The sequence below is a fragment of the Priestia endophytica genome, assembly GCF_026790145.1.
In the GTDB taxonomy this organism is placed as follows: domain Bacteria; phylum Bacillota; class Bacilli; order Bacillales; family Bacillaceae_H; genus Bacillus_I; species Bacillus_I endophytica_A.
This window is the reverse complement of record NZ_JALAMS010000039.1, coordinates 1-26,337: the sequence shown is the minus strand read 5'-3', so window position 1 is coordinate 26,337 and position 26,337 is coordinate 1. Positions and strand designations below refer to the sequence as shown.

General features: G+C 36.8%; 27 protein-coding genes, 10 tRNA genes and 1 pseudogene. 32 read left to right on the top strand and 6 right to left on the bottom strand.

The window, feature by feature from the left end; genetic code table 11:
- Nucleotides 1–30: 30 nt before the first annotated feature.
- Nucleotides 31–1,452, bottom strand: coding sequence for an aspartate ammonia-lyase (aspA, locus tag MOC86_RS22520; protein ID WP_243515721.1), 1,422 nt, complete (start codon nucleotides 1,450–1,452; stop codon nucleotides 31–33).
- Between the two features lie 330 nt (nucleotides 1,453–1,782).
- Between aspA and MOC86_RS22515 the strand changes: the two genes are divergently transcribed.
- The 6 genes and pseudogenes from MOC86_RS22515 (at nucleotide 1,783) to uvsE (ending at nucleotide 8,967) form a co-directional block, all read left to right on the top strand.
- The gene (locus MOC86_RS22515; protein WP_268586196.1) at nucleotides 1,783–2,184 is read left to right on the top strand and encodes a MerR family transcriptional regulator; all 402 of its coding nucleotides are present in this window, start codon (nucleotides 1,783–1,785) and stop codon (nucleotides 2,182–2,184) included.
- Between the two features lie 5 nt (nucleotides 2,185–2,189).
- Nucleotides 2,190–3,338: an MFS transporter gene (locus tag MOC86_RS22510; RefSeq protein ID WP_268586195.1), complete on the top strand. Its 1,149-nt coding sequence runs from the start codon at nucleotides 2,190–2,192 to the stop codon at nucleotides 3,336–3,338.
- 213 nt (nucleotides 3,339–3,551) lie between these two features.
- Nucleotides 3,552–4,616 (top strand): D-alanine--D-alanine ligase, encoded by a 1,065-nt coding sequence (locus MOC86_RS22505; RefSeq protein WP_268586241.1) that lies wholly within the window; start codon nucleotides 3,552–3,554, stop codon nucleotides 4,614–4,616.
- 85 nt (nucleotides 4,617–4,701) lie between these two features.
- Nucleotides 4,702–6,078: a UDP-N-acetylmuramoyl-tripeptide--D-alanyl-D-alanine ligase gene (locus MOC86_RS22500; protein ID WP_268586194.1), complete on the top strand. Its 1,377-nt coding sequence runs from the start codon at nucleotides 4,702–4,704 to the stop codon at nucleotides 6,076–6,078.
- A gap of 344 nt (nucleotides 6,079–6,422) precedes the next feature.
- Nucleotides 6,423–7,895, top strand: coding sequence for a DEAD/DEAH box helicase (locus tag MOC86_RS22495; RefSeq protein WP_243515713.1), 1,473 nt, complete (start codon nucleotides 6,423–6,425; stop codon nucleotides 7,893–7,895).
- Between the two features lie 94 nt (nucleotides 7,896–7,989).
- Nucleotides 7,990–8,967: pseudogene (gene uvsE / locus MOC86_RS22490) on the top strand (UV DNA damage repair endonuclease UvsE).
- 22 nt (nucleotides 8,968–8,989) lie between these two features.
- Here the strand turns inward: uvsE and MOC86_RS22485 are convergent.
- Complete coding sequence (locus tag MOC86_RS22485) at nucleotides 8,990–9,577, bottom strand: rhomboid family intramembrane serine protease (protein ID WP_243515709.1); 588 nt, start codon at nucleotides 9,575–9,577, stop codon at nucleotides 8,990–8,992.
- A gap of 172 nt (nucleotides 9,578–9,749) precedes the next feature.
- Between MOC86_RS22485 and acpS the strand changes: the two genes are divergently transcribed.
- The 14 genes from acpS to MOC86_RS22415 all read left to right on the top strand — a co-directional run bounded on the left by acpS (nucleotide 9,750) and on the right by MOC86_RS22415 (nucleotide 20,893).
- Entirely contained in the window at nucleotides 9,750–10,106 is a 357-nt protein-coding gene (gene acpS, locus MOC86_RS22480) for a holo-ACP synthase (RefSeq protein WP_268586193.1), read from the top strand.
- A gap of 101 nt (nucleotides 10,107–10,207) precedes the next feature.
- Nucleotides 10,208–11,215, top strand: coding sequence for a LolA family protein (locus MOC86_RS22475; protein WP_268586192.1), 1,008 nt, complete (start codon nucleotides 10,208–10,210; stop codon nucleotides 11,213–11,215).
- Nucleotides 11,216–11,409: 194 nt separating this feature from the next.
- A complete protein-coding gene (gene alr, locus MOC86_RS22470) occupies nucleotides 11,410–12,567 on the top strand; it encodes an alanine racemase (RefSeq protein ID WP_268586191.1) in 1,158 nt (385 codons plus the stop codon).
- Between the two features lie 270 nt (nucleotides 12,568–12,837).
- Nucleotides 12,838–13,119, top strand: a complete 282-nt coding sequence (locus MOC86_RS22465; RefSeq protein ID WP_019395219.1) for a ribbon-helix-helix domain-containing protein — start codon at nucleotides 12,838–12,840, stop codon at nucleotides 13,117–13,119.
- Nucleotides 13,120–13,124: 5 nt separating this feature from the next.
- A complete protein-coding gene (locus MOC86_RS22460; protein ID WP_019395220.1) occupies nucleotides 13,125–13,475 on the top strand; it encodes a type II toxin-antitoxin system PemK/MazF family toxin in 351 nt (116 codons plus the stop codon).
- Nucleotides 13,476–13,767: 292 nt separating this feature from the next.
- On the top strand, nucleotides 13,768–14,601 hold the full coding sequence (locus MOC86_RS22455; RefSeq protein WP_268586190.1) for an STAS domain-containing protein: 834 nt from the start codon (nucleotides 13,768–13,770) through the stop codon (nucleotides 14,599–14,601).
- A gap of 2 nt (nucleotides 14,602–14,603) precedes the next feature.
- Nucleotides 14,604–14,960 (top strand): STAS domain-containing protein, encoded by a 357-nt coding sequence (locus tag MOC86_RS22450; protein WP_019395222.1) that lies wholly within the window; start codon nucleotides 14,604–14,606, stop codon nucleotides 14,958–14,960.
- A gap of 2 nt (nucleotides 14,961–14,962) precedes the next feature.
- A complete protein-coding gene (locus MOC86_RS22445; protein WP_019395223.1) occupies nucleotides 14,963–15,364 on the top strand; it encodes an anti-sigma regulatory factor in 402 nt (133 codons plus the stop codon).
- Nucleotides 15,365–15,375: 11 nt separating this feature from the next.
- Complete coding sequence (locus tag MOC86_RS22440) at nucleotides 15,376–16,386, top strand: PP2C family protein-serine/threonine phosphatase (RefSeq protein ID WP_268586189.1); 1,011 nt, start codon at nucleotides 15,376–15,378, stop codon at nucleotides 16,384–16,386.
- Nucleotides 16,387–16,443: 57 nt separating this feature from the next.
- Nucleotides 16,444–16,776: an STAS domain-containing protein gene (locus MOC86_RS22435; protein WP_268586188.1), complete on the top strand. Its 333-nt coding sequence runs from the start codon at nucleotides 16,444–16,446 to the stop codon at nucleotides 16,774–16,776.
- A complete protein-coding gene (gene rsbW / locus MOC86_RS22430) occupies nucleotides 16,773–17,255 on the top strand; it encodes an anti-sigma B factor RsbW (protein WP_268586187.1) in 483 nt (160 codons plus the stop codon). The genes MOC86_RS22435 and rsbW overlap by 4 nt, the downstream gene beginning before the upstream one ends.
- Nucleotides 17,221–18,015: an RNA polymerase sigma factor SigB gene (sigB, locus tag MOC86_RS22425; RefSeq protein WP_268586186.1), complete on the top strand. Its 795-nt coding sequence runs from the start codon at nucleotides 17,221–17,223 to the stop codon at nucleotides 18,013–18,015. Before rsbW ends, sigB begins: the two co-directional genes overlap by 35 nt.
- Entirely contained in the window at nucleotides 18,015–18,614 is a 600-nt protein-coding gene (locus tag MOC86_RS22420) for a PP2C family serine/threonine-protein phosphatase (RefSeq protein ID WP_268586185.1), read from the top strand. The genes sigB and MOC86_RS22420 overlap by 1 nt, the downstream gene beginning before the upstream one ends.
- A 113-nt stretch (nucleotides 18,615–18,727) precedes the next feature.
- Nucleotides 18,728–20,893 carry a Tex family protein gene (locus MOC86_RS22415; RefSeq protein WP_268586184.1) on the top strand — a complete coding sequence of 722 codons (2,166 nt, stop codon included), beginning with the start codon at nucleotides 18,728–18,730 and terminating at the stop codon, nucleotides 20,891–20,893.
- 13 nt (nucleotides 20,894–20,906) lie between these two features.
- Here MOC86_RS22415 and cmpA read toward each other — a convergent pair whose 3' ends face one another.
- The gene (cmpA, locus tag MOC86_RS22410) at nucleotides 20,907–21,020 is read right to left on the bottom strand and encodes a cortex morphogenetic protein CmpA (RefSeq protein ID WP_087944394.1); all 114 of its coding nucleotides are present in this window, start codon (nucleotides 21,018–21,020) and stop codon (nucleotides 20,907–20,909) included.
- 88 nt (nucleotides 21,021–21,108) lie between these two features.
- Between cmpA and MOC86_RS22405 the strand changes: the two genes are divergently transcribed.
- From MOC86_RS22405 to MOC86_RS22370, 8 genes are all read left to right on the top strand, one after another.
- A complete protein-coding gene (locus MOC86_RS22405) occupies nucleotides 21,109–21,573 on the top strand; it encodes a SprT family protein (protein ID WP_268586183.1) in 465 nt (154 codons plus the stop codon).
- Nucleotides 21,574–21,690: 117 nt separating this feature from the next.
- Nucleotides 21,691–21,765, top strand: a tRNA-Asn gene (locus MOC86_RS22400).
- Between the two features lie 3 nt (nucleotides 21,766–21,768).
- Nucleotides 21,769–21,859 (top strand) — tRNA-Ser (locus MOC86_RS22395).
- Nucleotides 21,860–21,871: 12 nt separating this feature from the next.
- Nucleotides 21,872–21,943, top strand: a tRNA-Glu gene (locus tag MOC86_RS22390).
- A gap of 74 nt (nucleotides 21,944–22,017) precedes the next feature.
- A tRNA-Gln gene (locus MOC86_RS22385) sits at nucleotides 22,018–22,092 on the top strand.
- 2 nt (nucleotides 22,093–22,094) lie between these two features.
- Nucleotides 22,095–22,170 (top strand) — tRNA-Lys (locus tag MOC86_RS22380).
- 26 nt (nucleotides 22,171–22,196) lie between these two features.
- A tRNA-Leu gene (locus MOC86_RS22375) sits at nucleotides 22,197–22,279 on the top strand.
- 17 nt (nucleotides 22,280–22,296) lie between these two features.
- Nucleotides 22,297–22,380, top strand: a tRNA-Leu gene (locus MOC86_RS22370).
- A gap of 372 nt (nucleotides 22,381–22,752) precedes the next feature.
- Here MOC86_RS22370 and MOC86_RS22365 read toward each other — a convergent pair.
- A complete protein-coding gene (locus tag MOC86_RS22365) occupies nucleotides 22,753–23,100 on the bottom strand; it encodes a hypothetical protein (protein ID WP_268586182.1) in 348 nt (115 codons plus the stop codon).
- A 241-nt stretch (nucleotides 23,101–23,341) separates the two neighbouring features.
- Between MOC86_RS22365 and MOC86_RS22360 the strand changes: the two genes are divergently transcribed.
- A complete protein-coding gene (locus tag MOC86_RS22360; RefSeq protein ID WP_268586240.1) occupies nucleotides 23,342–24,382 on the top strand; it encodes an acyltransferase family protein in 1,041 nt (346 codons plus the stop codon).
- A gap of 40 nt (nucleotides 24,383–24,422) precedes the next feature.
- Here MOC86_RS22360 and MOC86_RS22355 read toward each other — a convergent pair whose 3' ends face one another.
- Nucleotides 24,423–24,881, bottom strand: a complete 459-nt coding sequence (locus tag MOC86_RS22355) for a pyridoxamine 5'-phosphate oxidase family protein (RefSeq protein ID WP_268586181.1) — start codon at nucleotides 24,879–24,881, stop codon at nucleotides 24,423–24,425.
- A gap of 26 nt (nucleotides 24,882–24,907) precedes the next feature.
- Nucleotides 24,908–25,474, bottom strand: coding sequence for a non-oxidative hydroxyarylic acid decarboxylases subunit B (locus MOC86_RS22350; RefSeq protein ID WP_268586180.1), 567 nt, complete (start codon nucleotides 25,472–25,474; stop codon nucleotides 24,908–24,910).
- Nucleotides 25,475–25,924: 450 nt separating this feature from the next.
- On the opposite strand from MOC86_RS22350, the gene MOC86_RS22345 reads away from it, so the two are divergent.
- The 3 genes from MOC86_RS22345 (at nucleotide 25,925) to MOC86_RS22335 (ending at nucleotide 26,192) form a co-directional block, all read left to right on the top strand.
- Nucleotides 25,925–26,001 (top strand) — tRNA-Arg (locus MOC86_RS22345).
- Between the two features lie 21 nt (nucleotides 26,002–26,022).
- A tRNA-Pro gene (locus tag MOC86_RS22340) sits at nucleotides 26,023–26,099 on the top strand.
- A gap of 19 nt (nucleotides 26,100–26,118) precedes the next feature.
- Nucleotides 26,119–26,192 (top strand) — tRNA-Gly (locus MOC86_RS22335).
- The last annotated feature ends 145 nt before the right edge of the window (nucleotides 26,193–26,337 follow it).

The window sequence follows — 26,337 nt, the reverse complement described above, 5'->3', positions numbered from 1 at the left end:
CAAAAGGCTAGCATATTGCTAGCCTTTTTATTAGTCTTCTAAAAGCTCTTCAGCTGCAATTCCAGGGTGTGTCATCTCATATGGATCGAGAATACGATCTAGCGCTTCTTCTGAAAGAACGTCATATTTTAGACAAAGCTCCCGGATGGATTTTCCTGTTAGAATGGCTTCGCGAGCAATGCGGGCAGCAGGCTCATAGCCAAGATGTGGGTTAACAGCTGTAATTAATCCAACGCTTTCTTCTACATATTTTGTTAATCGTTCTTTGTTCGCTTCGATTCCTGCTAAGCAGTGATCTGTAAAACTACGGAATGCATTGTTCATAATATTGATAGACTGAAGCAAGTTGAAGATTAAAACAGGTTCCATCACGTTTAGTTCAAGTTGTCCAGCTTCAGAAGCAAGGCAGATTGTATTATCATTTCCGATAACTTGGAAGGCAACTTGGTTAATTAATTCTGCCATAACAGGATTTACTTTTCCTGGCATGATAGATGAGCCAGGTTGACGAGCAGGAAGATTGATTTCATTCAAACCCGCTCGAGGTCCAGAAGCCATCAAGCGAAGGTCATTTGCGATTTTAGACATATTCATCATGCAAACCTTCAAAGCAGCAGAGACTTCTGTATAAGCATCTGTATTTTGAGTCGCATCAACAAGATGTTCGGCTCCTACAAGAGGGAAGCCACTAATCTCTGCAAGATGTGAAACAACTTGTTTAATATATTTAGGATTTGCGTTTAGTCCAGTTCCTACAGCTGTTGCTCCCATATTTACTTCATAGAGATGCTGGCGAGATTGTTTAATTCGTTTAATATCGCGCTCTAAAACACGACTATATGCTTCAAACTCTTGTCCAAGTCGGATTGGCACGGCATCTTGTAAATGGGTACGTCCCATTTTGATGACCGAGTCAAATTCTTTTGCTTTTTGGCGAAAGGTTTGGAGCATTTTATCCATTGTAATAAGTAAACCTTCTATATGGTTTAACGTTGAAATATGAATAGCAGTTGGAAATACATCATTTGTTGATTGAGACATATTTACATGTGAGTTTGGACTGAGTGTGAAATAATCTCCACGTTTCTTACCTAAAATCTCAAGTGCTCTGTTTGCGATGACTTCATTTGTATTCATATTAATCGATGTTCCTGCTCCGCCCTGAATAGGGTCAACGATGAATTGATCGTGATACTCTCCATCAATGATTTCATCTGCAGCCTTAACAATTGCTTCTCCGAGACCTTCATAAAGGCGTTTTACATCCATATTAGCAAGAGCTGCAGCTTTTTTTACAATAGCAAGAGCTCTTATAAGTTCTTTATCAATTCGATAGCCTGTAATCGGAAAATTTTCTACTGCACGCAGTGTTTGAATGCCGTAATAGGCTTCGTCTGGAACAGGCTTTTCTCCTAAGAAATCTTTCTCTACTCGAACATTCTCTTCTCTCATTTTCGAACCTCCATTACAATCTTCGTTGTTTAGGTGTATGATTCTTTCATTTCAATAGTGCTTACATTTTTACTGTCTTTTTTATCTACTTAATTAGTCTTGTTAGAAAGTAGGAAAAAGATGCATAAAATATTCACAGCTATTCTTTTTGATGGTACCACTAAAAAAGGAAAATAGGGCAAAATATTTTCCTCTTTTTCTCTGATATTCGATAATCTAAAAAGAATTATTTAACATAGAGCATATTTCACTTAGTTGACAATTATATTAATGAGGAGTACGATAAATATACAATCTTACGTTAACGTTAAATGTAAAGGGGAGCATATCTTGTATAAAATAGATGATGTAATGAAGATGACAGGGCTTACTAAACGAACGATTCGGTATTATGAAGAAATGGAACTTATTACACCTCCACAGCGTACAAAAGGAAACACAAGACTATACGTTGAGGAAAATATTAATGAACTAAAAAAGATCATTGAAGCTAAAGAAGTGCTTGGCTTTTCCCTTCAAGAACTCCAGCAGTTCGTTCACTTAAAAAAGCGGATTGAGCGAAGAAGAGCAGGTGGAGAATTGACTCAAGAAGGGTTAGATGATTTCCAAGAAAGACTGTCAGTTCAAATTAATGGACTTGCCCGCAAAATCCAACGTATGCAGCGATTTGAACAAGAGCTTCATGAACTGATGGATAGAACAGAATATCTCAAAACAACATTAGAGGAGTGATGAAGATGGAAAATGCAAAAAGAGGACGCATTATTACCGTTTTTGCAACTTTTCTAGCATTTATGGGAATAGGTGTTGTTGATCCTATTCTTCCAGAGATTGCAAAGCAAATTGGTGCAAGTCACTGGCAAGTTGAAATGCTTTTTACGGCTTATATTTTTACAATGGCCATTATGATGATTCCAGCAGGGCTATTTGCAGCAAAACTTGGTGATAAAAAGCTCATGGTAACAGGCTTAGCTATTGTTACCGTTTTTTCATTTCTTTGTGCGATTTCTAATTCAATTGGTACACTTTCCGGATTTAGAGCTGGTTGGGGATTAGGGAATGCTTTATTCTTTGCAACAGCAATGACGCTGCTTATTGCTCTTTCAAGTGATGCAAGTGGAGCAATTGGAATGTATGAAGCAGCAATTGGTCTTGGAATGGCAGCAGGTCCATTAGTTGGAGGCATTTTAGGCGGCATCTCCTGGCGCTATCCATTCTTTGTAACAAGCATTCTTATTCTTTTAGCTTTTATTCTTGTAAGTTTCTTTGTAAAGCAACCACCACTAAAACAAAAAAGACAGGCACCAGGGGTAAAAGAAATGGTTAAGCTTTTTGCATATAAACCATTTTTACAAGGTGCTTTCTCAGGCATGCTTTATTACTACGGATTCTTTACAGTTTTAGCATATTCTCCACTTGTTTTAGGATTATCAGCTATTCAAATTGGGTTTGTTTTCTTTGGTTGGGGACTGTGCTTAGCATATGGTTCTGCTGTTCTTTCTCATAAGCTTGAGAAAAAATGGACACCAAAGACACTTCTTAAAGTATCATTAATTGTATTTGCAATTATGCTTATTTTATTATTTGTTGTTCAGCCTTTATGGTTAAAAATCGTAATTATTATTTTATCTGGACTAGCGTCGGGATTAAACAATGCGCTCTTTACAACACATGTAATGGGGAATTCACCACATGAGCGTGCAATTACGTCTGGAGGTTACAACTTTATTCGTTGGCTTGGAGCTGCAATTGCTCCCCTTTTATCAGGTGTGCTAGGAGAATCACTTTCTCCTCAAAGCCCGTTCTTAGTTGCGGCGATTTTAGGATTTGTAGCATTCCTCTTAATTATGATTCCAGTAAGAAAAACAGAAAAAACCCCTTTATAAGGTAGACAAGAAAGTCAGGCTCAGGAAGCCTGACTTTTTTTGAGGATATTTAAAAAAGCATAAGCCAACCTTGCTTTTTCATAGGTAAAAAGTAAAGCGGGAAAAGATATAGGAAAATGGATTCTGTTTTCAAAAATATACAATCTTTTTTTCGCAAAATGAAGGGAAAGTGATACAATAGACGAGGACATTAGGAATGTCGAAGGAGGAACAATTGTGAGAATTAAACTCGGACTTTTATATGGTGGAAAATCAGCAGAGCATCAGGTTTCTTTACAAACGGCTCTAGCGGTTATCAATGCATTGAATGGGGAGAAATTTGAAGTTCACCCTGTCTATATAACGGAAAACGGCGAATGGATTCGCGGTGAAATAATTGAAGGAAAAGTACAAGGTGTTGAAGAATTAACATTGACAGAAAAAGCAATTTCACCAACGTCACTAAGCACGTTGTCTCAAGAAGGAGAAGCAGTTGATGTTGTTTTCCCATTACTTCATGGACCAAATGGAGAAGACGGTACTGTACAAGGAATGTTAGAATTATTGAATGTTCCTTATGTAGGAAATGGAGTGCTTGGTTCAGCAGCTGGAATGGATAAAGTAATTATGAAAAACTTGTTTGCTCAAGCAGGTCTCAAACAAGTGAAATACGTTCACTTTTTAAAGGTGGATTGGAAAAATAATGAAGATGCTGCGTATAAAGAGGTAGAACAAGAACTTGGGTATCCTTGTTTTGTTAAGCCAGCTAACTTAGGTTCTAGTGTTGGAATTAACAAATGTACAAATAGAGAAGAACTTGTAAATGCATTTGAAGAAGCATTTCAGTTCGATCGTAAAATCATTGTTGAAGAGGGTATTACGGCTCGTGAAGTTGAGATCGGTGTTCTAGGAAATGATGCTCCTTCTTGTTCTGTTGTAGGAGAAATCGTTGCCAAAACAGATTTCTATGATTACAAGTCAAAATATCAAGACGGTGATACAGCTCTTATTATCCCTGCTGAAATTAGTGAAGAAACATACGCACGTATGGAAGAGGAAGCAATTAAGGCATTCAAAGCGATTGATGGTTCAGGCTTAGTACGTGCAGACTTCTTTCTAACAAAAGACGGCTCTTTAGTTATTAATGAAGTAAATACAATGCCTGGTTTTACACCTTTTAGTATGTTCCCGCTTTTATGGGAGCATAAAGGTGTACCTTACAGTGAGCTAATTGAAAAATTAGTTGAGCTAGGTATGGAACGTCACGCAGAGAAACAGCAAATTAAACATACGATGTAGAAAGAAAGAGCAGGAAGAAGCACTATTCATTTATGGATAGTGTTTCTTGTGCGCTTATTGTGAAGTGAAAGGAGTCAAGTGAAAAATGATTAAAGCAACATTAGCAAAGATAAATGAATGGATTCCGAATAGTGATGTAACAAAAGAAGAAAAAACTGAGATTCACGGGGTTTCTACAGATACGAGAACAATTCAAAAAGGAAACTTATTTATTCCATTAATCGGTGACAATTTTAATGGCCACAAATTTGTTGAACAAGCATATGAAGAAGGAGCAATAGCAGCACTATGGCAACGAGATCAAACACCTCAGCCTGAAGGGGTTCCGCTTGTTCTTGTTGATGATACGCTTCAAGCTTTGCAAGCTCTATCACATAACTACCGCAAATCCCTTTCTATACAAGTTGTTGGTATTACAGGAAGCAATGGGAAAACAACAACAAAAGATATGATTGCAGCTGTTGCAAGTACTAAATATAAAGTATTAAAAACAAGAGGGAATTTAAACAACCATATTGGTCTTCCCCTTACAATGCTTGAGCTTGACGAAACAATTGAAGTAGCCATCCTTGAAATGGGAATGAGTGATTTTGGTGAGATTGACCTTCTTTCAAAACTTGGCGAACCAGACATCGCAGTTATTACAAATATTGGAGAAGCTCATATTCAGAATTTAGGAAGCAGAGAAGGAATTGCAAAAGCAAAATTCGAAATTGTGAATGGTTTGAACAATAACGGCGTATTTATTTATGAAGGGGAAGAACCGCTTCTTGCTAAATTAAGTGAAGGGGTATCATTTGAAAAGCATACATTTGGCTATAATAAAAACTGTGACCTAAGACCACTAAATGTTACACAAACAGAAAGCGGCACCGTTTTTTCATTATCAACAGATGAAAACGTAACATGTCATTTACCTGTGCTTGGAAAACATAATGTGAAAAATGCGTTAGCAAGCATTCTTGTTGGAAAAGCACTTGGCATTTCAGCAGAGGAAGCTGTGAAAGGTTTATCTCAATTGCAGCTAACAAAAATGCGCATGGAAGTGATTGAAACAAGTAGTGGTGCTCGCTTAATTAATGATGCTTATAATGCGAGTCCAACAGCAATGAGAGCTGCTCTTCACCTCTTGCATGAGCTTTCGGGATACAACCGAAAAATAGCGGTACTAGGAGATATGCTTGAGCTTGGTGAGGATGAACGAGAATATCATTATGAAGTTGGAAAATCTATTGATAAAAATGAAGTATCATACGTCTTTGCATATGGACCTTTAAGTGAGGAAGTTGCTAAAGGAGCATCAGATGCTGGGATTGAACATGTTTATCATATTGAGGATAAGGACACACTAAGTGAGCAACTGAGCTGTATTATAAAAGAGCAAGATGTTATTCTTTTTAAAGCTTCACGTGGTATGAAATTAGAACAAGTTATTACAGCGCTCTTAGAAAAAGGAATATAAGTTATAAAGCCCCTTCACTTACGTGAAAGACAAGGAATGTAATTTTTAGGTTACTTGAATATTACTCATATTAGTGATATGATAACATCTAAAATAACATTTGATAACGACCTTTAGGATAAAGAAGGATTCTGCGAAGAAAAAGGTAGAGTTTTTCTCGCTCTTAATTGATGATATATAAGTCTTACTCTTCCATGCAGTAAGAACATTTCTGCTTGTGATCATTGTTATGAACGTAAAAGAAGAAGTGGTGCTATGTTAGCACCACTTCCTCACGTTAAAGCAGTTCTTTTATAATAGATATAATGCTTATGGGAATTTAGATTAAAAGGAGTTTGAAACAATTGACGTTATTCCAAGATTTTGAAATTAGTCAACCGCTGAAAAAAGCAATTAGTAAAATGGGATTTGAAGAGGCAACACCAATTCAAGCCCAAACGATTCCAGTTACACTTGAAGGTAACGATGTAATCGGTCAAGCACAAACAGGTACAGGGAAAACAGCAGCATTCGGTATTCCTCTTATTGAGAAAATTGATGTAAATAATCCTCGTATTCAAGCAATTGTTATTGCCCCAACACGCGAATTAGCTATTCAGGTTTCCGAAGAACTATATAAAATTGGATATTATAAACGTGTTCAAGTTTTATCTGTTTACGGAGGACAAGAGATTGGTCGCCAAATCCGTGCGTTGAAAAAAGGACCACAAATCATTGTTGGTACTCCAGGAAGAATGCTAGATCATATCAACCGTAAAACAATTCGTCTTCAAGACGTACAAACAGTTGTACTTGACGAAGCAGACGAAATGTTAAACATGGGCTTCATTGAAGATATCGAAAGCATCTTAAAAGAAGTACCAAGTGAACACCAAACATTACTTTTCTCAGCAACAATGCCAAAGCCAATTCAAGCAATTGCAGAGCGCTTCATGCATGAGCCAAAAGTAATCAAAACAAAGTCTAAAGAAGTGACAGTTTCAAATATTGAACAATACTATATTGAAACACAAGAGCAAAAGAAATTTGACGCATTAACTCGTCTTCTAGACATCCAAGCACCAGAGCTTGCAATTGTCTTTGGTCGTACAAAACGTCGTGTTGATGAGCTATCAGAAGCTCTTCAAACGCGTGGTTATGCAGCACAAGGTATTCACGGAGACCTTACACAAGGTAAACGTATGAAAGTATTGCGTCAGTTCAAAGAGCGTTCAATTGATATCCTTGTTGCAACAGATGTTGCTGCACGTGGATTAGATATTTCAGGTGTTAGTCACGTTTATAACTTTGACCTTCCACAAGATCCAGAAAGCTACGTACACCGCATCGGACGTACTGGTCGTGCAGGGAAACAAGGTAAAGCAATGACATTTGTGACACCTCGTGAAATTCCACATCTTAAAAACGTGGAAGCAACAACAAAACGTCGTATGGAGCCAATGAAAGTTCCAAGCCTAGACGATGCTCTTGAAGGTCAACAACGTCTAATTTTTGACCAAATTACAAGTGCAATTAACGAAGAAAACCTTTCTTCTTACGAGCAAATGGCTGAGAATCTTCTAGAGAAGAACGATGCAGCGAAAGTAGTAGCAGCAGCACTTAAGTTAATGACAAAAGAGCCTGATACAACTCCTGTTAAATTAACATCTGAGCCGCCTTTACAAGTGAAAAAAGATCGTAAAAAATCATATGGTAAAGGTAACTACTCTAAAAATAAACGCAACTATAGAAATAAAGATGGACGTCAGCAATCTTCACGTTCATACGATATGAAGCAACGTCGTTCACGCACAAACAAAACACGTAAGTCTTCATAATAAAAAGCTCTAGCACATGCTGCTAGAGCTTTTTTATTTTTATGATAACGAGCTTCTTAGAGGGGCATGCTAAGAAGCAGGGAGCGTGTAAAAGATGACAAAAATACGTCTTGGATATGTTGCCATGAGTATGGAACTTGTGAATAGTTCTCCTTCTCAAACAATGACATATGCAAACTTTGAAAAAATTGGTACTTGAGAAGCTGCTATTCGGAAACTTGAGCGTATTGCGATTTCAAATCTTGAAAATTGCCTTCGTCTTTTAAAACATAACTTATGGAATGAAGTAGAATTTTTTAGGTTGAGTTCTCGTCTTATTCCTCTTGCAGGCCATGAGGATCTTTCTGATTGGGACTATATGAAGCCATTGAAACCCGTCTTATCAGAAATTAAATCATTTTTAGAAGAACATCCAATGAGGGTTGATTTTCATCCTGATCACTTTGTTCTTCTAAATTCCACAAAGCCTGAGATTTTGAAAAACTCCGTTCAAACACTAACAATGCATGCTCGCCTTCTGAAAGGGATGGGTATTCCAACTCAACATCGCTGTGTGCTCCATGTGGGAGGGGCACATAAAAACAAAGAGAGAGCGCTTGAACAATTTATTCATAATTGGGCTCTTGTACCAAAGTCTATTGCTAACATGGTTCTGCTTGAAAATGATGATACAACGTTCAATATAGAAGATGTTTTATATCTATGTGAAAAGATTGATATTCCTTTTATTTTTGACCTTCACCATCATTTAGCAAACAATGAGGGGGAAAGATGGGAAGATCATTGAGAGAGGATGGTTGGGACATGGGCTCATTCGCCTCTTCCTATGAAAATGCATATTTCTAGTCCAAGGAATGAGGAACAATTTCGGGCGCATGCTCCATATGTGGATCCTGAGATGTTTATTCGATTTCTTCGTACTATAAATGGAACGGTCGATCTGTTAGATTGCATGATTGAGGCAAAACAGAAGGATAAAGCACTAGAGAAGCTCATGAGAGATTTAAGCAAATATGATGATGTTCACGTTTTATCAAAAGGAAGCTTTGAAATCATTGAAAAAGGAACCTAAAAAGGTTCCTTTTTTGTTCGTGCTATTTACGTTGAAGGGTGAAAAGAGAGAGAACGAAGCCACTTATAATACCGCTAAGGTGGGCAACAACGTTAATATTTGAATTTACAAACGTCATAACAAGTGCAATAATGACCATTGTCATTATCACTTGAGTATTGTCTCGTCCAAGAATATCTTTTCGATAGAGTAAAAAGAAAAGATAGATTCCGAACAAACCAAAAATAGAGCCAGAAGCACCTACATGTGTATAGTAAATATTTTCAAGTAAGTATGTTGCAACGTTAGCAATGATACCTGTTGTGAAATACATTAAAATGAACTTCCCTTTCCCTAATATCCTTTCAAGGGCAGGAGCAAAAATTAGGAGAGAAAATGTGTTAAAAAGAAGATGGGAAAAACTTATATGTGTAATAATAGGGGTAATAAGTCTCCACCATTCTCCTTGAGAAATGTTCCCGTTAATCCCAATAAAATAATAGATCAGCGATTGCGTGCTTTCTAAAGGGATCTTGGCAAGAAGCCAAACAACAATGTGAATCAAAATAAGTAGAAACACAACCGGATAGAGCTTTATGAACTCTCTAAAATTCTCAGTACGAACAAACAAAAACTCATCTCCTCTATTCAATATATCTAATGTGCTTAATTTAGGAAGGATTACAAATCTTCTTCATTATTTCATAAAGGGAAAAGAAGTTCTAATAAAGTCCCTTTCTTTACATAAAGTCAAGTCAATAAAAAGCATGTCATGTAAGTCTATTATAAAAGGAGTACTCTTTATGATTATCGGAATGGGAAATGATATTGTTGAGCTTGTCCGAATAAAAAAGGCATTAGAACGTAACGACAAGCTTGTAAAGCGAATCTTAACACCTTGTGAACAAGAGAAGTTTTATACGCTTTCAAACAAAAGGAAAATAGAGTTTCTAGCAGGCCGATTTGCTGCTAAGGAAGCCTATGCAAAAGCAAAAGGAACAGGCATTGGTTCATTGCTTTCTTTTCAAGATATTGAGATTGAATATGAATCGTCTGGAAGACCTTATATTAAAAATGAACACGAAATTACACACTTGGCTATATCACATAGTGAGCAGTATGCTATTGCAAACGTGATAATTGAAAGCCTGTCACGCTAGTCTGCATATTCATTGTTTTCACCTCATATATTCATATTGTCCAATTAAAAGATACGACAATACATTTTTGCAAATCTTGCAAAAGAATAAGGGGTGTAGGAATGAAAAGATGGATTGTTAAAGCCATTGTCTTTTTAAGTGTTTTATTTGTACTAGCAGCTTGTGGAGATAAAAGTGCAGATGATGTAAAAAAAGATTTAAATGAAAAGATGGAAAAGTCAACAGGTTATAAAGCAACAGCCGAGATGATGTTAAATACAGGAGAAAAACCACAGAAATATGATGTGGAGATTTGGCATAGCAAACCGGATTATTATAGGGTAGAGCTTAAAAATGCCAAAAAAGATCAATCTCAGATGATTTTGCGTAATAATGAAGGAGTTTTTGTGCTAACTCCTGCGCTTAATAAAAGCTTTAAATTTCAAAGTGGTTGGCCACAAAATAGCAGCCAAGCATACCTTTATGAGTCGTTAATTAAAGACATTAAAGGAGACGATGAAGCAAAATTTCAAGTAGCTAAAGACGGTTATATCTTTACAACAAAAACCAACTATCAACACCAGTCTGTTCTTCCAAAGCAAAAAATTATTTTAGATAAAAAAGAGCTTACCCCTAAAAAAGTGGAAATTATGGATACGGACAATGAGCCTGTTATTACGGTTGACTTTAAGAAAGTAGAGATGAATGTTAAGTTTGATAAAGATGCGTTTGATACTAAGCGGAATATGACTGCTAAAAAGTCAGATGTGCCAACAATGACAAGTGAAGAAGAACCTTTCTCAGTTAAGTATCCTTCATATACACCTGAAGGTACAGAGCAAGAAGAAGAGAAAACGGTTAAAACGATGGATGGAAAACGTGTTGTACTCACATATGGTGGTGAGAAGTCCTTTACTGTGATTCAAGAGCAGGCAACAGTTGCAGAAGCTTCTACTACAACTCCTGTGAATGGAGACGTTGTTGACCTAGGTTTCTCAATTGGAGCTCTTTCAAAACAAAGTATTCAATGGACAGCAGATGGAGTGGAATACATTATTGCGTCTGATGATCTTTCTCCAGAGGAATTTATGATGGTTGCAAGCTCAATGGAAAAAGAACAAGGAAAATAAAAAAGGAAGTTCGTTCTCTAAAAGGAGAACGAACTTCCTTTTTTAGATAAACTTTTACGAATCCTAGTTTATTTTTGTATAATAAAAGCACGATAAATGCATGAATTGTTTTTGATAAGAATAAATGTAAACAAACCGTGCAATTGTAGTATAGTGGCTTCTACAAGCCATAGTTCTTAAAGGAAGTGACACCAGTGAATTCGTTTTACCGTAACACATGGGCTGAAATTGATTTAGAAGCTGTTTCTCATAACGTAAATTGCTTAAAAGAATGGCTGCCAAAGGGTAAACAGATTATGGCTGTTGTAAAAGCAAACGGATATGGGCACGGTGATATTGAAGTAGCGAAAGAAGCAATTGGAGCAGGAGCTACGTTTTTAGGAGTAGCATTGCTTGAAGAAGGAATTAAACTAAGAGCAAATGGGATTAAAGTTCCGATTTTAGTATTAGGAGATGTGCCTCCTTCATATGTTGATATTGCAGCAGAGTATGATATCTCACTTACCCTTCATAATGAAAGTTGGTTACGTGAAGCATCAAAGTATGATATAAAGAAGCCTCTTTCTCTTCATATGAAAATTGATACAGGCATGAATCGCATTGGGTTTAAAGATAAAGACGTAATGGAGCGTGTTGTCTCAAAAGTTAAACAATCTTCTCATTTTGTGCTAGAGGGGCTTTTTACACATTTTGCAACAGCAGATGAGCTTCATAGTGAGTATTACGAAGAGCAAAGTAAGCGTTTCGTTGAAACTGTGTACTATCTGAAATCAAAAGGGGTCTGTCCTCCTAACGTTCACTGTGCAAACAGTGCTTCGACTTTACGTTTACCACATGATTGTTTTACAATGGTACGCTTCGGGATTTCAATGTACGGTTTAAGCCCGTCATCTGAAATGAAAAAAGTATTGCCATTTACATTAAAGCCAGTTCTATCTCTCTATACATCTTTGATACATGTTAAGAGCCTAGAAGAGGGTGAAAGCGTTAGCTATGGAGCGACATATACAACAAAGAAAGAAGAATGGATCGGAACTGTGCCAATTGGTTATGCAGACGGTTGGCTTCGAAGTCTTCAAGGTTTTACAGCATTGATGAACGGAGAAGAAGTACAAAATGTTGGACGCATTTGCATGGATCAACTTATGTTTAGACTTCCAAAAGATGCAGCGGTCGGCACAAAAGTCACGTTAATAGGTCATGATGGCGGGAAGTCCATTAGCGCAGATGATATTGCAAGCTATCTTAATACAATTAATTATGAAGTTACTTGTATGATCAGTGATCGCGTTCCTCGAGTATATAAGAGAGCAGATAAAGTTGTAAAAGTTATAAATAATGTGCTAGCTTAGAGTAGCAAGGCGTGATTTTTTATGATTGCATGCATAAAATAATAGTATTGATGACGATAATAGTTGAAGAAATGACAGAATTCGCTTTGCATAAAACTGTATAGATGGTATGATGAAAAAAGATAAAAATAATTTATATTTAATATCTTACTCGTCTGTAAGAGGAAACAAGTAGTGCCTTAATTAGGTTCTACTGTTTACAATGTGCTCTCATAATAAAAAAAATAACTATTCTTATTTGTTTTGTACTGATGGTGGAGGTGTATGTTGGTGTCTGAAGCGAGCGCAACGATGGAGCTTTTAGTTCGTTTACCACAACATTTAGTATCTGAACTAGATGCTATCGCAAAGCAGGAAAACAGTAACCGAAATGATTTGATTAATCAAGCTGTAAAGAAGTTCGTTGATGAGAAAAGAAATAGTAGCATCCGCAATAATATGCGACGGGGTTATATGGAAATGGCGAAAATTAACCTAAATATTGCGTCTGAAGCTTTCTTGGCTGAACATGAAGCGGACAACACAGTCGAACGTCTTGTAAGTGGAGGATAAAACGGTTGGTAGTAAAACGTGGCGACGTTTATTTCGCTGATTTATCTCCCGTTGTTGGTTCTGAGCAAGGAGGGGTCCGACCTGTCCTTGTTATTCAAAACAACATTGGTAACCGTTTTAGTCCCACGGTTATTGTCGCAGCCATTACCGCTCAAATTCAAAAGGCAAAGCTACCTACGCATGTAGAAATTAATGCTAAGAAATACGGGTTTGAACGAGACTCCGTTATTCTGTTAGAGCAGGTTCGAACAATTGATAAGCAGCGTTTAACAGACAAGATTACGCATCTTGATGAAGAAATGATGAGTAAAGTCGATAAAGCGTTACAAATTAGCCTTGGGCTTATTGATTTTTAGACTTGTAAATAATGGAATTAATATTATCTTTGTGTATCATTTTTCAGGTTATAAGAAGAAAAATTAAGCGAAGCGATCGCACACAACTACCAGATTAACAGCAATGATGAGGGTACTTCATCCTTTATATAGGAAAGTACCCTTATTCTTGACTGAAAAAACTAAATACACGTATGATTAAAAGTAGGGGATTTTTCACTCCTGCTTTTTTTCATTACTGTTATAATGGAAGAGACAGTTTAAAAATAATATTTTGTTATATATATATGTGTACTGTAATAAGGAGGACAAGATGGAACGGAGTATTCAACAATATATAATTGAACATAGACAAGAAATCGCAAAAGGTTGGCTTGATACGATGAAGGATGTATCAGCAGAACCTCTTACGAATGTAGTATCTGAGAACGTTTATGTTAGCATGAATTCTGAATTTCTTGATATTATCTTTAATCACCAAACAGAGTCACCTGAGCACTTTAGAACAAAGTTAGAAGAGTTCATTGAACGTGTTGTAAAACTCGGCTGGCCACTCACATATTTGACGCGAGCAATTCGTTTGCTTCGTAAAGTAATCCTAGAGTTGCTTATGGAAGATGAGTTTGCACGTGATGATAACTATGTGCCCATGGAAACTGTGCAAGAATTAGAGCTATGGGTAGAACCTATCTATCATGAGTTAGAAGACATCTACGCGACATCTTGGGAAAACACAATTAACCTCCAAAAAGTGGCTCTTCAAGAACTATCAGCACCGCTTATTCCAATCTTTGATAACATCACAGTGATGCCTCTTGTAGGAACGATTGACACGGAACGGGCAAGCATTATTATGGAAAATCTTTTAGAGGGTGTTGTAAAACATCGGTCAGAAGTTGTGCTTATTGATATAACAGGAGTTCCTGTTGTTGATACAATGGTGGCACATCATATTATCCAAGCTTCGGAAGCAGTACGACTAGTTGGGGCGAAATGTCTTATTGTCGGTATTCGTCCTGAAATTGCCCAAACAATTGTTAATCTTGGTATTCGTTTGGATCAAGTTATCACGAAAAATTCTCTAAGAGTAGGCGTTGAACGCGCCCTTGAAATAACAAATAGACAAATTATAAGTATGGAGGAATAGCTATGCGGATTCCTATATTAAAGCTATATGACTACTTATTAGTTTCCATTCAGTGGGAGCTTGACGATCAAACCGCAATCCAATTTCAAGAAGATCTATTAAATAAAATTCACCAAACAGGTGCAAAAGGAGTCGTAATTGACTTAACCTCAATCGATATGATTGATTCATTTATAGCAAAAGTTTTAGGTGATGTTGTTAACATGTCCGGACTGATGGGAGCAAAAGTTGTCTTAACTGGCATTCAGCCAGCAGTAGCCATTACTCTTATTGAACTTGGGATTGGATTAAGCGATGTATGGACAGCCTTAGATTTGGAAAAAGGACTTGAGAAGCTCCAGTATGAATTGGGGGAATAACAATGGAATTCCAATCCTGCGTCAAAATTATTACGGAGTGGGATATTGTGGCTGCCCGTCAATTAGGTCGCAATGTCTCTAAAGAGTTAGGGTTCGGAACGGTCGACCAAGCTCGGATTACAACCGCAATCTCTGAACTAGCTCGGAATATATATTTATATACAGATAAAGGCCAAATATGCATCGAGAAGATATTTGAAAGAGGAAAATCGGGCCTTTTAATCATAGCAAAAGACCAAGGTCCGGGAATTGCGGACATACGAAAAGTAATGGAAGACGGTTATACAACTTCAGGAGGATTAGGAGCTGGTCTTCCTGGTGTAAAAAGACTCGTTGATCAATTTGATATTAATTCAGTTGTTAATGAAGGAACAGAAATTCGAGCAGTTAAGTGGCTCCGGTAAGGGGGAGGAGAATGGATTTTCAAAACGAAATGAAGGCACTATACCGGGACATACTGAGCAGCTATTTGCAAACGCCAAATGAAACGGTGTTGTATGAAGGGCAAAAGCTAAGCCGTAAGTCTCTTGAGAATAATATCTCCCCTGAAGATATTGTTAGTATCCATAAAGAAGTGATTGAAGAAATTCATCAAGATATTCCAAAAGAAGTTCTTCAATCATTAGATTTTCTACTTGAAATGATGATTAGCTATGGACTTGCACTAGGTGAACATCAAATGCTCAAGAGCAAGCAAATTGAGCTGAACTCTGAAATTGAAATCGCCTCAAATGTTCAACAAAATTTGCTTGGTACAGCAGTGCCTTCCTTAAAGTCGCTAGATATTGGTGCTATTAGTATTCCCGCTAAAAAGATGAGCGGAGATTATTATCATTTTGTACAAGACGAGAATGATCGTATTAGCATTGCTGTTGCTGATGTTATTGGAAAAGGTATTCCAGCTGCAATGTGTATGTCAATGATCAAATATGCCATGGATAGCTTACCTGAATCAAGGAAGACTCCTGACTATGTATTGGAGAATTTAAACAATGTAGTAGAACAAAATGTTGATCCAAGCATGTTTATTACCATGTTTTTCGGTATCTATGACTCTGCTGATGGAAGCTTTTGCTACTCCTCAGCAGGTCATGAGCCAGGATTCTATTACAATGCGAAAGAAGACAAGTTTTCAGATATAGACGGTAAAGGCCTTGTCTTAGGGGTTGATCGACATCGTAAATACAAACAGTATGAAAAGCATCTTGAGATAGGGGATCTTATTGTTCTGTTAACAGATGGGGTAACAGAATGTCGAACAGAAGAAGGATTTATTGAGCGAGAACAAATTATTGATCTTATTCGGAAGTATATGCATCTTCCGGCTCAAGAAGTTGTACACTCTATTTACAAGGAATTGGAAAGATTACAAGATTTCCAACTTCGTGATGATTTTACCCTTATTATTTTAAAAAGATTGGTTTAACTTATTAAAATAAGGGTAACTAAATTGATAGCAGTATAATTGAAGGAGGTAAATCCTGTGAACTTATCAATAGATGTACAAATGAAGGATGAAAAACATTACATCACTTTAGCTGGTGAAATTGACGCATATACAGCGCCAGAGTTAAAAAACAGATTTATGGAATTAGCACATTTGTCAGAACCATACATTGTTGTGGATTTGACAAATGTTTCTTATATGGATAGTACAGGTTTAGGTGTATTTATTGCGCTACTAAAAGCAATTAAGAGTAGCGAAGGTAAATTGAAATTTGTTGGTGTTTCAGAACGAATTAAACGTTTGTTTGACATCACGGGTCTAACGGAAATTTTAAATGTAAATTCTCACGTAGAGGGTGGCGTAAAATGAAACAACCATATGATATCGTAGAGATGAAAATCCCTGCTAAACCAGATTATGTGGCCATTGCTCGTTTAACGTTATCGGGAATTGCTAACAGAATGGGCTTTTCCTATGACGATATTGAAGATATGAAAATTGCAATTAGTGAAGCATGTACGAACGCTGTACAGCATGCCTATAAAGAAGAAATTGGAGAAATTACAGTTGCTTTTGGTCTTTACGAAGAATATTTAGAGATCGTTGTAGCTGATAAAGGTGAATCATTTGATTATGGTGACTTGCAAAAAGAAGCAGGGCCATATGAAACATCTCGAGAAGTTGAAGAATTACCAGAAGGTGGTCTTGGCTTATATTTGATCGATACTCTTATGGACCAAACACAAATTACTCATAATAAAGGTCTTACTTTAATGATGGCGAAGAACTTACAAAGAGAGCAGGTGGAGAGTGATGGCAGCACAATCTCAACCTACGAAGCTAAGTAAAGAAGAAGTTATCAAACTTATTGATCAATATCAAAAAAATAACGATGAAGATGCTCAAGACAGACTTGTTATTCAATATAAAGGTCTTGTAGAATCCATTGCCAGAAGATATTCAAAAGGTGGCAACATTCATGAAGATATTTCTCAAGTTGGGATGCTTGGATTATTAGGAGCTATTCGTCGATTTGACCCAAGCTATGAGCGCAGTTTTGAATCATTTGCAGTCCCGACTATCGTTGGAGAAATTAAAAGATTTCTTCGTGATAAAACATGGAGTGTACATGTTCCACGTCGGATTAAGGAACTTGGCCCGCGTATTAAGGCAACAGTTGAAGAGCTTACAACAAAACTTCAACGGTCACCTAAAGTACATGAGATTGCTGAACATCTTGAAGTATCTGAAGAGGAAGTACTTGAAACAATGGAGATGGGTCAAAGTTATCAAGCACTTTCTGTTGATCACTCAATTGAAGCAGATTCAGATGGAAGTACAGTAACAATCCTAGATTTAGTGGGGCAAAGAGAAAACGGATATGAGACTGTTGACCAACGGTTAGTATTAGAGAGAGTACTCCATGTTTTAACAGAGCGCGAACGAGAAATCATTCAGTGTACTTTTATGGAAAACTTAAGTCAAAAAGATACAGGAGAGAAGTTAGGTATTTCTCAAATGCATGTATCAAGACTTCAGCGAAGAGCGTTAGAAAAGCTGCGTAATGCAGTTAGGACCGATGCTGAAAAAGTGGAGAATTCATTTTAATGATGCACGAATCCATTCCGCAAGTAAAAGTAGAAACATATCAGGTTTCTAAAAATGGAAGTCATTATTGCGGAGATAGCTACTTCATAGCAGACACAGAGGATTACTTCCTCTGTGTTGTAGCAGATGGCCTTGGAAGCGGAAAGTATGCTATGTATGCAGCTGTTGCTGTTAAAGAAGCTGCTGAACGCTTCCAAAACCAAGAAGTAGAAGAGATTATGTCACAGTGCAACAACGCTCTAAAAAGTACACGAGGCGCAGCTGTTTCAGTTTTGAAGATTTACAAAAAGAAACTGCAATTTATATATAGTGGAGTAGGCAATATTCGTTTTTATCTATATTCGCCTGATGGAAATCTAACATATCCCATTCCAGTAAATGGATTTCTTTCTGGAAAACCTCAGTCCTTTAAAACTGGTACGTTTTCTTATCAGCCAGGAAGTCACTTTTTAATTCATACAGATGGCATTTCAATCAGTGGGATTAAAAATATCTTTTCGCGGTCAAGATCGCTTTCTGATATTTCTTCCTATATGCAAATGAGTATTCCTCCTTCAAATGATGACGCAACATATGTTTTAGGTTGTGTTGGTCACTAAAAGAATAAAGTGCAGCAACAGATTATCAGGGGGTAATCTGTTTTTTTTGTTTCTTTTGTAAGAGAGGAAGAAATTGCTATAATAAAGAAAGGTCCAGCGAAGGAGGAACTCGTATGTCATTAACAAAAGAACAGCAGTTGAAGCAAATTGAGGCTTTATTACATATACCTTTAAAAAAGATTAAAAGCGTAATTGAACTCACTGAAGAAGGAAATACAGTACCATTTATTGCCCGCTATCGAAAGGAAATGACAGGGGCTCTTGATGAAGTTGAAATACAGTCTGTGCTAGATCGATGGACATACCTTCAAAATCTTGAAAACCGAAAAGAAGAAGTTTTAAGACTTATTGAAGAACAAGGGAAATTATCAGATGACCTCAAAAAGCAAATTGAAAAAGCTTTAAAGCTTCAGGAAGTAGAAGATTTATATAGACCATATAAGCAAAAAAGAAGAACGAAAGCAACGATTGCTAAAGAGCGGGGACTACAGCCGCTTGCTGACTGGTTGCTAACTTTCTCAACAAAAGAAGAAGTAGAGAACTATGCTCAAAAATTTATCTCTCAAGATAAAGAAGTACGTACGATAGAAGAAGCTCTAGAAGGAGCAGCAGATATTATTGCTGAAGAAATTTCAGATCATCCTAAATACCGAGAATGGATTCGTGTGCAAACTCGAAAAGAAGGTAAAATTGTATCAGCTAAGAAAAAGGATGCAATAGATGAAAAAGAAGTTTACAGCATGTATTACGAATATGAAGAGAACATTAATAGAATTGTACCCCATAGAGTGTTGGCGTTGAATCGAGGAGAAAGTGAAAATGTTCTTCGTATTTCAATGGGTTTTCCAGAAGATCGTATTATTCAATATTTAGAGCGCGAAATTATTAAAAATATTCATGCTCCATCTGTTTCTTATGTAAAAAAAGCAATTGCAGATGGATTTAAACGCCTTTTAGCTCCTTCTATTGAAAGAGAAATCCGAAGTGAACTTACAGAAGTAGGAGAGAACCAGGCTATCAAAATTTTCTCTGAGAACTTGCGTAATTTACTTTTACAGCCTCCTCTTAAAGGGAAAATGGTGCTAGGAGTAGATCCTGCATATCGAACGGGTTGTAAGCTAGCTGTTGTAGATGAAACAGGTAAAACATTAGAAATTGATGTGATTTATCCTCACCCACCAAAAGCTAAGAAGCAAGAAGCCTATGACAAAGTTGTTGAACTGCTACAAAAATATAATGTTGAAGTAGTAGCAATTGGGAATGGAACAGCTTCAAGGGAGACCGAACAGTTTATTGCTGATTTGCTAAAAGATATGAAACAAAATATTTTTTATCTTATTGTCAATGAAGCAGGAGCAAGTGTTTATTCAGCCTCTGCGCTTGCGCGTGAAGAGTTTCCAACTCTTCAAGTTGAGGAGCGAAGCGCAATTTCGATTGCTCGCCGTTTGCAAGATCCGTTAGCAGAGCTTGTTAAAATTGACCCAAAATCTGTTGGAGTTGGTCAATATCAGCATGATGTGTCTCAAAAAAAATTAAACGAGTCATTAAAATTTGTTGTTGAAACGGTTGTAAACCAAGTTGGTGTAAATTTAAATACAGCTTCATCTTCTCTTTTACAATATGTAGCGGGGCTTAACAAAACAGTGGCAAACAATATTGTGCAATATAGAGAAGAAGAGGGGAAACTTACAAATCGTAGCCAGCTCAAGAAGGTTCCTCGATTAGGCGCCAAAACATATGAGCAGTGTGTTGGTTTCTTGCGTATTTTAGATGGAAAGCAGCCCCTTGATAGAACAGGGATTCATCCTGAGAATTATGAGGTAACTAAAAGATTATTACAAATGATGGGGATGACAACTAAAGACCTTGGGAGCCCTTTATTAGCTGAAAAAATAAAAGAACTAAGCAAAGAGGAAGCCTTGCAAGAACTAGAAATTGGAGAATTAACTTTAAACGATATTATTGACTCTCTCCAAAGACCCGAGCGTGACCCACGGGATGAATTACCGAAGCCTCTTCTCAAACAAGATATTCTAAAGCTAGAAGACTTAACACAAGGGATGGAGCTTGAAGGCACAGTAAGAAATGTTGTGGACTTTGGCGCATTTGTAGATATTGGGGTAAAGCAAGACGGTCTTGTGCATATTTCAAAGCTAAGAAATTCATATGTTAAGCACCCATTAGACGTTGTCGCTGTTGGTGATCTAGTAACAGTATGGGTGGAAAGTGTTGATGCTTCAAAAGGACGTATTGCTTTGTCCATGATTGCACCTTCTTAAAGCAAGGGCACTGCTAAGAGCAGTGCTTCTTTTGATAAAAGAACCAACACTGATTCAATAGTTTAATTTGATAACGATCTTTCGTATAATAAGCACGCTGCATTTGATTGATTAGCCATGAAGGCATATTGCCACGTCCTTTCTGTTTAAAAGGGTAGTAATAGTAAGTATATGCGCCTAGGGCTAGTCACGTGCTTATGAAAGGAGATTGAGTAATGAATAATGACAGTTTGCAAGAGCTAGTAGAAAAAATCTCTATGGAATGCTTTGACAGAGCATTTGAACATCAGGCATATTTTAACAAACGACTTCGGACAACAGGTGGCCGCTATATGCTTAATACACATCATATTGAGGTGAATTTTAAGTATTATGAAGAGTTTGGAGAAGAGGAGCTTATTGGGATTATTAAACATGAGCTATGTCATTATCACCTTCATCTTATGGGTAAAGGATATAAGCATGGAGACCAAGAATTCAAAGCGTTGCTAAAACGAGTTGGAGCTCCAAGGTATTGTAGCTCACTTCCTTCTATTCAAAAGAAAAACAAGAATGTTTTTTACCGTTGTAAAGATTGCGATTATCTTTATAAAAGAAAGCGTAAAGTAGATATTACGAAATACCGATGTGGAAGATGCAAAGGTAGCCTTCTTCTTCTTAAAAAAGGTATTGACTCTTAAAATGAACTATGCTAAATTTATGGAGTCGCTATTTCTAGGATGAACTTTTAGTTTGTAAGAAAAATGTTGACAAGCTAAGTTAACTGGTATATAATAAATAGCGTCTCATCATAATATTCCACAGTAGCTCAGTGGTAGAGCTATCGGCTGTTAACCGATCGGTCGTAGGTTCGAATCCTACCTGTGGAGCCAAACGGGGAAGTACTCAAGTGGCTGAAGAGGCGCCCCTGCTAAGGGTGTAGGTCGCGCGAGCGGCGCGAGGGTTCAAATCCCTCCTTCTCCGCCATATTTTTTATATGGCCCGTTGGTCAAGCGGTTAAGACACCGCCCTTTCACGGCGGTAACACGGGTTCGAATCCCGTACGGGTCACTTTTATAATATTTGATGTCGATCATTCACCTTTTGAAGAAGTAAAGGTCATCTCATCAAGTTATATCATCTTTTGGGCTATAGCCAAGCGGTAAGGCAACGGACTTTGACTCCGTCATGCGTTGGTTCGAATCCAGCTAGCCCAGCCATTGAGCCATTAGCTCAGTTGGTAGAGCATCTGACTTTTAATCAGAGGGTCGAAGGTTCGAGTCCTTCATGGCTCACCATTTTTGTGTGAGTAACAATAGCATACGCGGGTGTGGCGGAATTGGCAGACGCGCTAGACTTAGGATCTAGTGTCTTTATGACGTGGGGGTTCAAGTCCCTTCACCCGCATTTATTTTTCAACACTTGCGGTCGTGGCGGAATGGCAGACGCGCTAGGTTGAGGGCCTAGTGGGTGTATAACCCGTGGAGGTTCAAGTCCTCTCGGCCGCATCAAAAACACCAAAGGTTTAAACCTTTGGTGTTTTTTTATGTTTTTTTGTTTAACAAATTGGGAAGCTTCAATTAGATTTTGATTAGCATCTCTAATATATATAGATGCAAAGGCTCCATGACTTCCTGTTCTTGTTACAGGAGCTTCTTCAAAATTAACTTTGTGAAACCTGAAATGATTTAAAACTTCTTCTATATTTTTCTCTGTAACAAAACGCACAGTTTTCCTCCCGACTTGAAATGTTTCTTCTTGCATTCCTAACACATTTATATAAAACCCTACTGTTTGTTCGATGTTGTTTACAATTGAAATAAGATGGTGAAGATTCTTTATCAAAATCATTTATCTCTACTTCATGCTAGAGTATAAGCTTATGTGCTTAACCGTGAAGAGGTAGAGAGAGGAGCTCCATTGTATTGAATGGTTGCAAAAACTTGAATGTCATCTGCCTCATAAGGGAGAACCGAAGCGGTTGTGGTGAAAATACCACTAGCATTTGTTAATAAAGGGTCAGAATCAAAGTTAAGCGAGTCGGAGGACTCCCTTAACGCTACTTTCACATTTTTTAAGGGGGTTTTGTTGTAAGAAACTCTGCCGATAATTTTTAATTGTGTATCTTCTGTCTCAGAAATTTGCAGAGTAATATCAGGAAATTCACTTATAATCTGCAGAGGGATTCGCGGGATCTTACCTCCACACCTGCATCTCTTTTTGGCCATGATCGTCACTTCCTTACAAATACCTATAAAATAAAGTAGGTAAACCTCTTTATCTTTCTATGAAGAAAAGGGGGAGAGTGCTACAGTAGAAATAAGAGAAAGTAAAGCTAATTTGAAAAGCTTTTTCTAAATATGGAGTTGTTAAAATTTGCACAATCTAAGAATAAAGCCTCTTTCTGTAATCAACTATAATATGGTAAATTTCTGTGGAGTTGAAAATGGTACAGGAGGAGATGTGAAAATGCAAGTAAAAGAGATATTTTTTATTAGGTGCATTTCGTGTTTAAGTGTTGTTATGATTCATGTGTTAGGAATTACAATGCATAGTACGTCATCTATGTTAATGACGTTATTAATGTTTAGCACTCCAGCATTCATCTTTATTTCTGAGTTTTTACTTTCCTACTCATATCCAAATGGAACACCAAAAGGTTTTTTACTAAAGAGAATACAGTTTATTTTTTTGCCATTCCTTTTTGTAGCCTTTGTTGATGCTGTTATGATGTCTAGTTTAGGTGGTAATGTGACACTACTATCATTTCTACAAAGAATAAGTGCTAACATCTTTCTTGGTAATTTCATCGGGTACTTCATCCTCATCATCTTCCAGTTTTACTTATTGCATATTTTCTTTCATCAAATACTCCAGCAGATTTCTGCTAAGTTTGTTCTTTCTATAGCGTTTTTGGTTAATGGAGGATACCTTACTTTTGTAACGTTTATAGATATTCCTTCTTTTGGACCTAATCCAATCTTTCCGATTTCTTGGATTCCTTTCGTAGGATGGGTTTTCTATTTTTGTCTTGCTTACTATTGCGGACAAAATTATAAGGGATTTATTTCTTTATTAGATCAATATCGTTATATCGTGTATGGTCTTGTAGCCTTATCAGCCTTTATGATTTTAAATAATACGTATTTTGGTTTCTTTGAAGTATCATCAAAAAGGCCTGACATTCTTCTATACACAACAATTATAATCTTTTTATTTTTTCATCTGTTCTCAAAAGTTTCAAAAGTACCTTCTATTATCATGACAATTAGTAATTACTCTTTCTCCATTTATTTATTTCATGTGTATTTCTTAGGGATAGGGCTTGCGATTTTAAATAGTTTTACAGAAGTACAAAATTCATTAAGCCTTATGGTTATTTATAGCTTTTCAATTATTGGCCCAATGATTTTATCGTGGGTTTTTAACCATTTTAAATATGGGTATATGTTTGTTGGGAAAATCTATAAACCAAAACAGAGTCAACGACGTAATACAGTCTCTATGTAGCTATAAAAAGAGCCGCTTATTTGAAATAAACGGCTCTTTTTTATCTTGATATTTCGTTGATTGTCTCTTCCCATCGTTGGATGACTTCTTCTGGATTATCTAAATTTATTTTTACTCCAGAAGTAATAGAAGCATATTTAGCTCTATCTTCACGTATGTTTGCAACTTTTCCAATAAAGCGTTCTCGTTTGTACTTAGCGAGATGGAGTAGTGGAAGCTGTTTGAGGGAGAGTTTAATATAGTAGGCTTTTCCTTGAAAGAAAAAAACAAGAGTTGCTTTTTTTGAACGGATGATGTTCTTTGTTGTAGTCGTTTCTGGCCAAAGTCCAAGGTAAACTTCCTGTGCATTTTTTGCTACAATCTCACCAACGCTAATCATTGCGGTATGTGGCCAGTTCTCTTCATCTATGGTGAGAAGCATGAATGCTTCATGTTGTTTATTATCAAGGTTTTTTCCGTTTAATAATTCTAAAACTTCTAATGACAATTCCTTCTTCATAAGTAAAAACCTCCATTCTCAAAGGGTTAGTTGTTTTTAATTCCTTCCCATCTCTTAGCAGCAGGAAGACAAATATTAAACTGATCAAGAGCTCTAAATACAATATGATTAATAATATCGTCAATGCTTTGAGGGTGATTATAGAAAGCAGGCATTGGGGGGAATATGATGGTTCCCATACGTGATAACGCTAGCATATTTTCAAGGTGAATATCATTTAGTGGTGTTTCACGAGTCATTAATAGTAGTTTTTTTCGTTCTTTTAATATCACATCCGCTGCTCGCGTTACAAGATTATCTGCTAGGCCCATCCGGATGGAGGCTAAAGATTTCATACTGCAAGGAGCAATAATCATTCCATCGACTTGAAAAGAACCACTCGATATTTTAGCACCTAAGTCTTTGGGGGAATACGTATAGTCTGCAAGTGCTTCAACTTCTTTGGTAGTATAAGTAGTCTCTACATGAACTGTAGCTGAAGCCCACTGAGACATAACAAGATGTGTTTCAATGTCTGTATTTTTTAAAAGCTCAAGAAGACGTATACCCAAAATTGCCCCTGTCGCTCCTGTTATACCAATAATTAATTTCATGTTCTGACTCCTTTTTTTACAGGATAACGTGTTATAAAATAATTATACAGTGCTCCTCATTTTATTAAAAATATCTATAAAATGTATATATAATACCAGCAGAGTATATTAAAATTCCAAGCAGCCTTCTATCTATGTAGAAGGGAGGATGATTTAAAATATAATATTTTTTTAAAATACTTTTAGAAAGTGTTGACACATGAAAGAAGAGTTGGTATTATTAATGACGTTGCTTCTTTAAAAAGCCTTTCGGAAATTGAAAGGAACTAATTTAAAGAAGAAATAAACTAAAAATACTTTTTAAAAAAAGTATTGACATGATAAATTGATTTTGGTAAGATAATTAATGTCGCTTCTGAAGAAGTGATGTGAAATAATTAAAATGACAAAAAAGTTGTTGACAGCAAAACCGAAAGATGATAAGATGATTAAGTCGCTTATTTAAGAAATGCGCCCGTAGCTCAATTGGATAGAGCGTTTGACTACGGATCAAAAGGTTATGGGTTCGACTCCTATCGGGCGCGCCATTTACAAAAAAAGTCATCTGACGGGAAGTAGCTCAGCTTGGTAGAGCACATGGTTTGGGACCATGGGGTCGCAGGTTCGAATCCTGTCTTCCCGACCAGGAGTAACTTCAAAAAGATGCGGGTGTAGTTTAGTGGTAAAACCTCAGCCTTCCAAGCTGATGTCGTGAGTTCGATTCTCATCACCCGCTCCAATTATATTGACCTTTGAAAACTGAACAAAATACGTCAACGTTAATTCTATTTTTAAAACAACGTTTCTTATAAGAAACAACAAGCTATGGACATCGAAAGATGAAACCAAACTTTCTATGGAGAGTTTGATCCTGGCTCAGGACG